Here is a 6,079-nt window from a genome sequence, read left to right as displayed (position 1 = left end):
AGCCCTTCTGATGGAGATCTCAGAAGAGTGGCAGATCGGTAAGCACTATTGCGTTGGCAAGTCATTCGATTGTTAAAGAACGATGGATATTTCTGACTCGAATTTACAGAAAAAAGGTTGCACTATCAATTCCAAAGCAGATATAAGTTTCAAACAGGTTACTCTGTTTTATGCTTCAGTAAATCTAATATTGTCTGGAACTTCGAACTTTGGGTACAACCCAACACAATCAGGAACAACGTTTTACGGAGCGGTTGGGAATCGTGATGACTGGGCAGAGACATATGCTGTAATGGCCTTAGAAAATGCAGGTTATTCACTAGAACAAGATCAGGCGAATGTTTGGGAGGAGCGAAAAATGATCATTAAATTGTGGCTAAATAAATAGGGTGTTTTATGAAAAAGAGCTTACAGACAACCCTTCTATCCTTGCTGCTGGGTGTAATCCTGATTTCCGGATGTAAAACTTACCCCGTCTCTCCGAAGCTGCCGTGGATTGAACGTTGGTTAAGCAGCCCGGTTTGTCAGCCGCCGTGTTGGGAAGGGATTACGCCAGGCGAAACCACCGCGAAAGAAGCCCATGAAAAACTGGCGGCCTTGCCGGATGTGGAGAGATTGTGGCTGCCTAGCGACTATACAAGTCCGCATGTGCTTTCATGGGAGATGGCCGGATGTGATGGCTCGACTTGGGGAAGCGTATATTTCGAAAAGTACCCAAATGATAAAATTGAGTGGACATACCTCAAAACAAGTTGCGAAGAAAGCAACATAACTCTTCAAGAGATGATCAGTACATTTGGGACACCGGAATATGCGTGGGCTGATCGGAATTCTGCGGGGTGTACAGCAGAACTATTAGTAATTGAGAAAGGAATGATCATCTCAACTTATGGGACTGGGTTCTTATTGAACAAGAAATTGAAACCCACGTCAGTGGTCATAAGGGTCTCAATGAGTCCCCCCCTGGATGGTTTGGAGAAAGTTGTAGAGTCGATGCCCTATCTTGCAGATGCAGATATTCGAGAGTGGCAAGGATATGATGATGATCCCTGCAATTGGTAAGCGGGCCGTGGGCTGATGCCGCTGGAATCGGCGCAGTACTTCTATGACGGGGACGGAACCCTGGTGAAAAGCATCGTGAACGGCGAAGTGACCTATTACGTCAGCCGCCAATTTCACCTGCGGGTGAGCGGTGAGGAGACCCGCATCCAGAAGTATTACCCCTTTGGCGGGCAGCCCATCGCCGTGCGCACGCAGGCCAACGGGGCCGACACGCTGAACTGGCTGCTGACGGATCACCTGGGCAGCGCGCAAGTGACGGCGGCGGAGGGCGGCGCGGCCAGCGGGGTGCAGCGCTACAGCGCCTTTGGGGAGGTGCGTTCCCGCGGCGGGGAGATGCCCACGGCGTACCAGTACACCGGGCAGCTCAGCCAGATGGAGCAGGTGGGGCTGTATCATTACGGGGCGCGCTGGTTTGACCCAGATATTCCACAGTTTACCCAACCAGACCAAATTATCCCCGATCCTTATAATTCACTATACTGGAATAGATTTGCATATGTACGCTATAACGCAATTAATTTTAATGACCCATCCGGCCACAAAGCTTGCTCATCTGATGGTGATAGCTTTGATTCTTGCACGGACCCGTTAGCAGAGCCAACAAATTGGGAAGAAATTGAAAAAACATGGGGGATAAAATTTGAGGGTCAAGATAGTAATGGTAATTCTACTTGGACTGAACAACGCAAAATTTGGACTCTCGGTGCTGTGGTAGCCACGGGAACAAGACTGGTTGAAGGGACAAATCTCGCTGCCTTCACTGCATTCCAAATGATATATGCTGCCTCGAATCCAGTAATATTCCTTTTTGGAACCAGTCTAGCGGGACATTACCTATCCCCGGTTTGCAGTGGCATTGGATCAGGGGGCTGTACCTCAAACGATCGCGGCACTATAATTATCAATTTTTGGGATACTGTTCATCAATACAGCAATGGCGATAAATTTATGAAAAATGTAGTTCATGAATTAGGTCACGCATTCAACTCCGTTTTCTCAAATGGACCTGCAACAGAATATAGCAAAACGGGTCTTGGCAGAGGCGCTGGTGGTTTCGCTGGCGGTCGAGGGCAGTGGCAATTCGCTTATACGAATGCCGAAACTTACAGCGAAATTTTCGCAGATTCATTTGTAGGTTGGACATTCAATAGATGGGGAAATGATACGGCAGGGAAAGGACGTAGTAACTTCATGAATCAGTGGATACCTCGATACTTTAACCTTGTTCAGGAGCCTTAATCATGAATGACGGCTATCGAGCTCGCGTTTTCATTTTTATCACAATTCTTTTCTTCGCCTTTTCTGGTTGTCAGAGTAAGCTGGAGAATGAAGTAACCCCATCAACCATCGGTGTAAGTAAGGCAACAAATACTTTAGAATCTATTCAATCGGTTATACCTCTGCCTTCGGCAACAAATCCAGTGAAAGTCAGAACACCGTCTACAATACCTACATCTTCAACCAATACAGAAGTGGCAAAGGTGCCAACCTTGGTGCCTTTGCCTACACTTCTGCCAACAGAAGCCGCGATTCGTGTGTTTGAATTAACAAAATCAAATACAGATTGTCAGTTGCCCTGTTGGTGGGGGATAGAACCTGGGAAAACCTCTTGGGCAAGCACATACGAGATATTGGCTCCCATCTCAAGTGAAGAAGTGAATATTTACAACATAAGTGGGGATAAGTCGTTTTCCGCAGGATTTGAAATTTACGTTGATAATCATAAAACTATCCAGGAATATATGGTTTACAACAATGTGGTTGATTTCCTCGAGATTCGGTTTAATGGCTCTGCATCTTATACTTTATCAGATCTCATAACGTCATATGGTGCGCCAGAAGAAGTATGGATTAGTACGATAAACCAGGATGTACAAGGGGCAGTACCGTTTGACCTTCTCCTTGGTTATCCAAGGAAAGGTATATTAGTGTATTTTCATAGTATGGATGCAAAAGTTAAAGGGAAGCAGGTGCAAAAGTGCTATAACAAAGAAAATGCTATTGTGCTTGACCTTTGGGATCCCGATAGAAAAGAAAATATTGAGCAAATTTCAACAGAAGCCCCCATGTTTCCAGGAATGATTGCTTTTGACAAGTTTCAACGGTTAGAAGCTACAACAGAATTGGATATTAAAAAATTCGGCGAGATTTTTCGAGTTCCAAACCATACAACTTGTCTGAATACGCCAACAAAGTTTTGGAAAAGCCCTTTTGAGTGAAATTGAAGATGAGCTTATAGCTTGATGGTCATGGCCAACGAAGAGTTCAAAACCGGTGCTCGGCTTTCCATATAGACCAGATGTTATACAATAAAGCATGGGCGGCATGAGGCTGATGGGAGATTGCAGTGCGCAGGTGACGGCGGCGGAGGGGGGCGCAGCCAGCGGGGTGCAGCGCTACAGTGCCTTTGGGGAGGTGCGTTCCCGCGGCGGGGAGATGCCCACGGTGTACCAGTACACCGGGCAGCTCAGCCAGATGGAGGAAGTGGGGCTGTATCACTACGGGGCGCGCTGGTTTGACCCGGCCGGGGCGCATTTCACCCAGGCGGATACGCTAATCCCAGAACTGTACAACCCATTGGATGTGGATCGCTATGCGTATGGGCGGGGGAACCCGCTGAAGTACACAGACCCGACGGGACATATGGTGGCTTGTGAGTATGGAGATGAATGCGAGCACTTAGCCCCATCGACAAAGACCGTTCTTACAGCCAACTACTATGTAGAATATTTGAAAGCTCAAGGAATTACCTTGAGTGGCGAAATTTTTGTTGAAGATGCTCGGACGTTCTTTACAGCTTTTCAGAAAATAAACGGTGCTCTCCATTGGAAGTTCGCAGAGTTTGTTGGACCTGTTACGATTAATTTTAAATACATAACAACGGGCAAATATGGAGGTGAGTGGCAAGGGAACAAAACTATTAATTTCTGGGGGACTAATGCAGGACAACTTCCTGAAATCAACATATTCCATGAATTTGGCCACCTAATTGAACAAGATGTCTTGAGAGGGAAGCCTGGCGCTGAACTGGAGAGTAATTCATTTTACGATTCATACGGTAATTTTGTCATGGGCTTAAGAAATGGAAGTTATGATCGGCAAACCTGTTGGGGTTACAACTCTGGCTGCAACGTAAATAACCCCTGGAACTTCGAACAACATCCCCGTTCATGGGAGCCAGATGGAAATACTGGTGGAGAGGAATTCGCGGATATGTTTCTGAATTATGTGGCTGGATCAATAGATATGATGAGTGGTCCAGGATTAACTCGATTTAATTTCATGACAAAATGGCTACCCTGACCGAGGTTGAAATGAGAAAAACAACTTTAGTCGGAAGGTTCTTGATAAGTTTCTTAACAGTTATTTTCATACTGACCATATGCATTGGGTGTGCTGTTGGAAACCAACCCATGCCAACACAACCACCTACCGATGGTGAGCCCATTAAAAAAGAGAGTGATGTGATTACCCCATCCCTAACGTATACTCCAACTCTCGCGCCGTCAGAGACGGATGAAATTTTGCGGCAGCTCTCTAAGAAGGAGAAAGAAACGATTGCTGCAAAACTTGTACAGACCAATAACCAATGCATCTTGCCTTGTTTGATGGGAATTAAACTCCATGAGACAACATTGGATGATGCGCAAGCGTTGCTTGCACCATCCTTAGGGCCTGGTTTAGTTACTCGGAATGAGCAAACCAATGAAGTTGTTTACAACACAACCTTTGAAACCGGGAATCTGATTTTGGGGGGTCTCTCGACCCACTTCTCTAAGGGGAGGGCAGATGGAATCAATTTTCAGCTTGGTGGGCTGTGGAGAGCAGACGTTAGTATGAGGGCTTGGACGCCTTATACATTGGAGGGGATATTCTCCCAATTAGGCCTCCCTTCACGGATTTTGTTTAAATATCATGGCCCTCCGAATGAGCCTTCTGCATCTGAACAAGGTATGATCGTCAGCTACTACTTGTATTACGAATCAATTGACATGATCATTGCTTACAATGGGCAAAAAACAGAGGATGTACCAAAATTCCACTTCTGCCCTATGCAGCAAAAACCCGAGTTCATCGGCATATCCATTGGCTGGTACGCCAAAGACATCCCGATAGCCGGAACTGATCTACAGGACGCATCGAACTACACAGTAGAGGATTTTTTCAATCTGGACTGGGGTAATCCCGATACCTGTATCGATTTGGATACCGCTGCACTGAAAGCCCAGCCATAATGGGATGTTCAATAGTTTGTTGCGTCGGGGACGGCACCCTACGGCGCGCCCGCGCAGGGGTGATGATGTACAATGAGGCATGGGCGGCACGAGTCCGATGGGAGATTGCACCGTGCAGGTAGGCGGCGCGGCCAGCGGGGTGCAGCAAACCACGGCCTTTGGGGAGGTGCGTTCCCGCGGCGGGGAGATGCCCACGGCGTACCAATACACCGGGCAGCTCAGCCAGATGGAGGAAGTGGGGTTATATCACTACGGGGCGAGGTGGTTTGACCCGGCCGGGGCGCATTTCACCCAGGCGGATACGCTGGTGCCGGAGCCGCAGGATGTGCTGGATATGGCCGGCAACGTTTGGGAATGGGTGGCGTATGGGTATTGGTATAATTACTATCAGGACTCTCGTGCCGCTAACCCGACTGGGCCGGGTTCGGGAGAAACCTGAGTGCTTCGCGGGGGCTCTTGGAACAGTGGTTTGAACGACATCCGCGCGGCGCTTCTCAACTGGAACGATCCCGACTACCGCTACGACAGTGTCGGCTTCCGTTGTGCCCGCTGAAAAACGATTTGAATTGGTTCCTGATAGGGGTTTGTCCAGCAGCACTTTATCGGATGCTAACATTCATGGAAAGCATACCATGGAACGGTGTACATCAAAAATCAGCTTTACAGGAAACAGAGGATGACCCAACTCGGCAAGTACAAAATTCTCACCCTGCTCGGCTCCGGCACGTTTGCCGAAGTCTACAAAGCCCAGGACCTGGAGCTGCAGCGCATCGTTGCCCTGA

6 protein-coding genes and 1 pseudogene are annotated in these 6,079 nt (G+C 47.8%); all 7 read left to right on the top strand.

Going from position 1 to position 6,079, the window contains the following annotated elements; all coding sequences use genetic code 11:
* The first annotated feature begins 82 nt into the window (after positions 1 to 82).
* The 7 genes and pseudogenes from ADN01_RS19450 (at position 83) to ADN01_RS16800 (ending at position 5,850) form a co-directional block, all read left to right on the top strand.
* Positions 83 to 388: a hypothetical protein gene (locus ADN01_RS19450; RefSeq protein ID WP_147239084.1), complete on the top strand. Its 306-nt coding sequence runs from the start codon at positions 83 to 85 to the stop codon at positions 386 to 388.
* Between the two features lie 8 nt (positions 389 to 396).
* Positions 397 to 1,062 (top strand): hypothetical protein, encoded by a 666-nt coding sequence (locus tag ADN01_RS19445; protein WP_147239083.1) that lies wholly within the window; start codon positions 397 to 399, stop codon positions 1,060 to 1,062.
* A 75-nt stretch (positions 1,063 to 1,137) separates the two neighbouring features.
* Complete coding sequence (locus tag ADN01_RS16820) at positions 1,138 to 2,301, top strand: RHS repeat-associated core domain-containing protein (RefSeq protein ID WP_161542543.1); 1,164 nt, start codon at positions 1,138 to 1,140, stop codon at positions 2,299 to 2,301.
* A 2-nt stretch (positions 2,302 to 2,303) separates the two neighbouring features.
* Positions 2,304 to 3,281, top strand: coding sequence for a hypothetical protein (locus ADN01_RS19440; protein WP_147239082.1), 978 nt, complete (start codon positions 2,304 to 2,306; stop codon positions 3,279 to 3,281).
* Between the two features lie 97 nt (positions 3,282 to 3,378).
* On the top strand, positions 3,379 to 4,365 hold the full coding sequence (locus ADN01_RS16810; RefSeq protein ID WP_082142856.1) for an RHS repeat-associated core domain-containing protein: 987 nt from the start codon (positions 3,379 to 3,381) through the stop codon (positions 4,363 to 4,365).
* Complete coding sequence (locus ADN01_RS16805) at positions 4,353 to 5,297, top strand: hypothetical protein (RefSeq protein WP_147239081.1); 945 nt, start codon at positions 4,353 to 4,355, stop codon at positions 5,295 to 5,297. Before ADN01_RS16810 ends, ADN01_RS16805 begins: the two co-directional genes overlap by 13 nt.
* 79 nt (positions 5,298 to 5,376) lie before the next feature.
* A pseudogene (locus tag ADN01_RS16800) lies at positions 5,377 to 5,850 on the top strand (SUMF1/EgtB/PvdO family nonheme iron enzyme).
* Positions 5,851 to 6,079: the final 229 nt, after the last annotated feature.

This window comes from Levilinea saccharolytica, from assembly GCF_001306035.1.
GTDB classification, from domain to species: domain Bacteria; phylum Chloroflexota; class Anaerolineae; order Anaerolineales; family Anaerolineaceae; genus Levilinea; species Levilinea saccharolytica.
The sequence above is the reverse complement of the archived record's forward strand: the minus strand, read 5'-3'. Positions and strand labels throughout refer to the sequence as shown.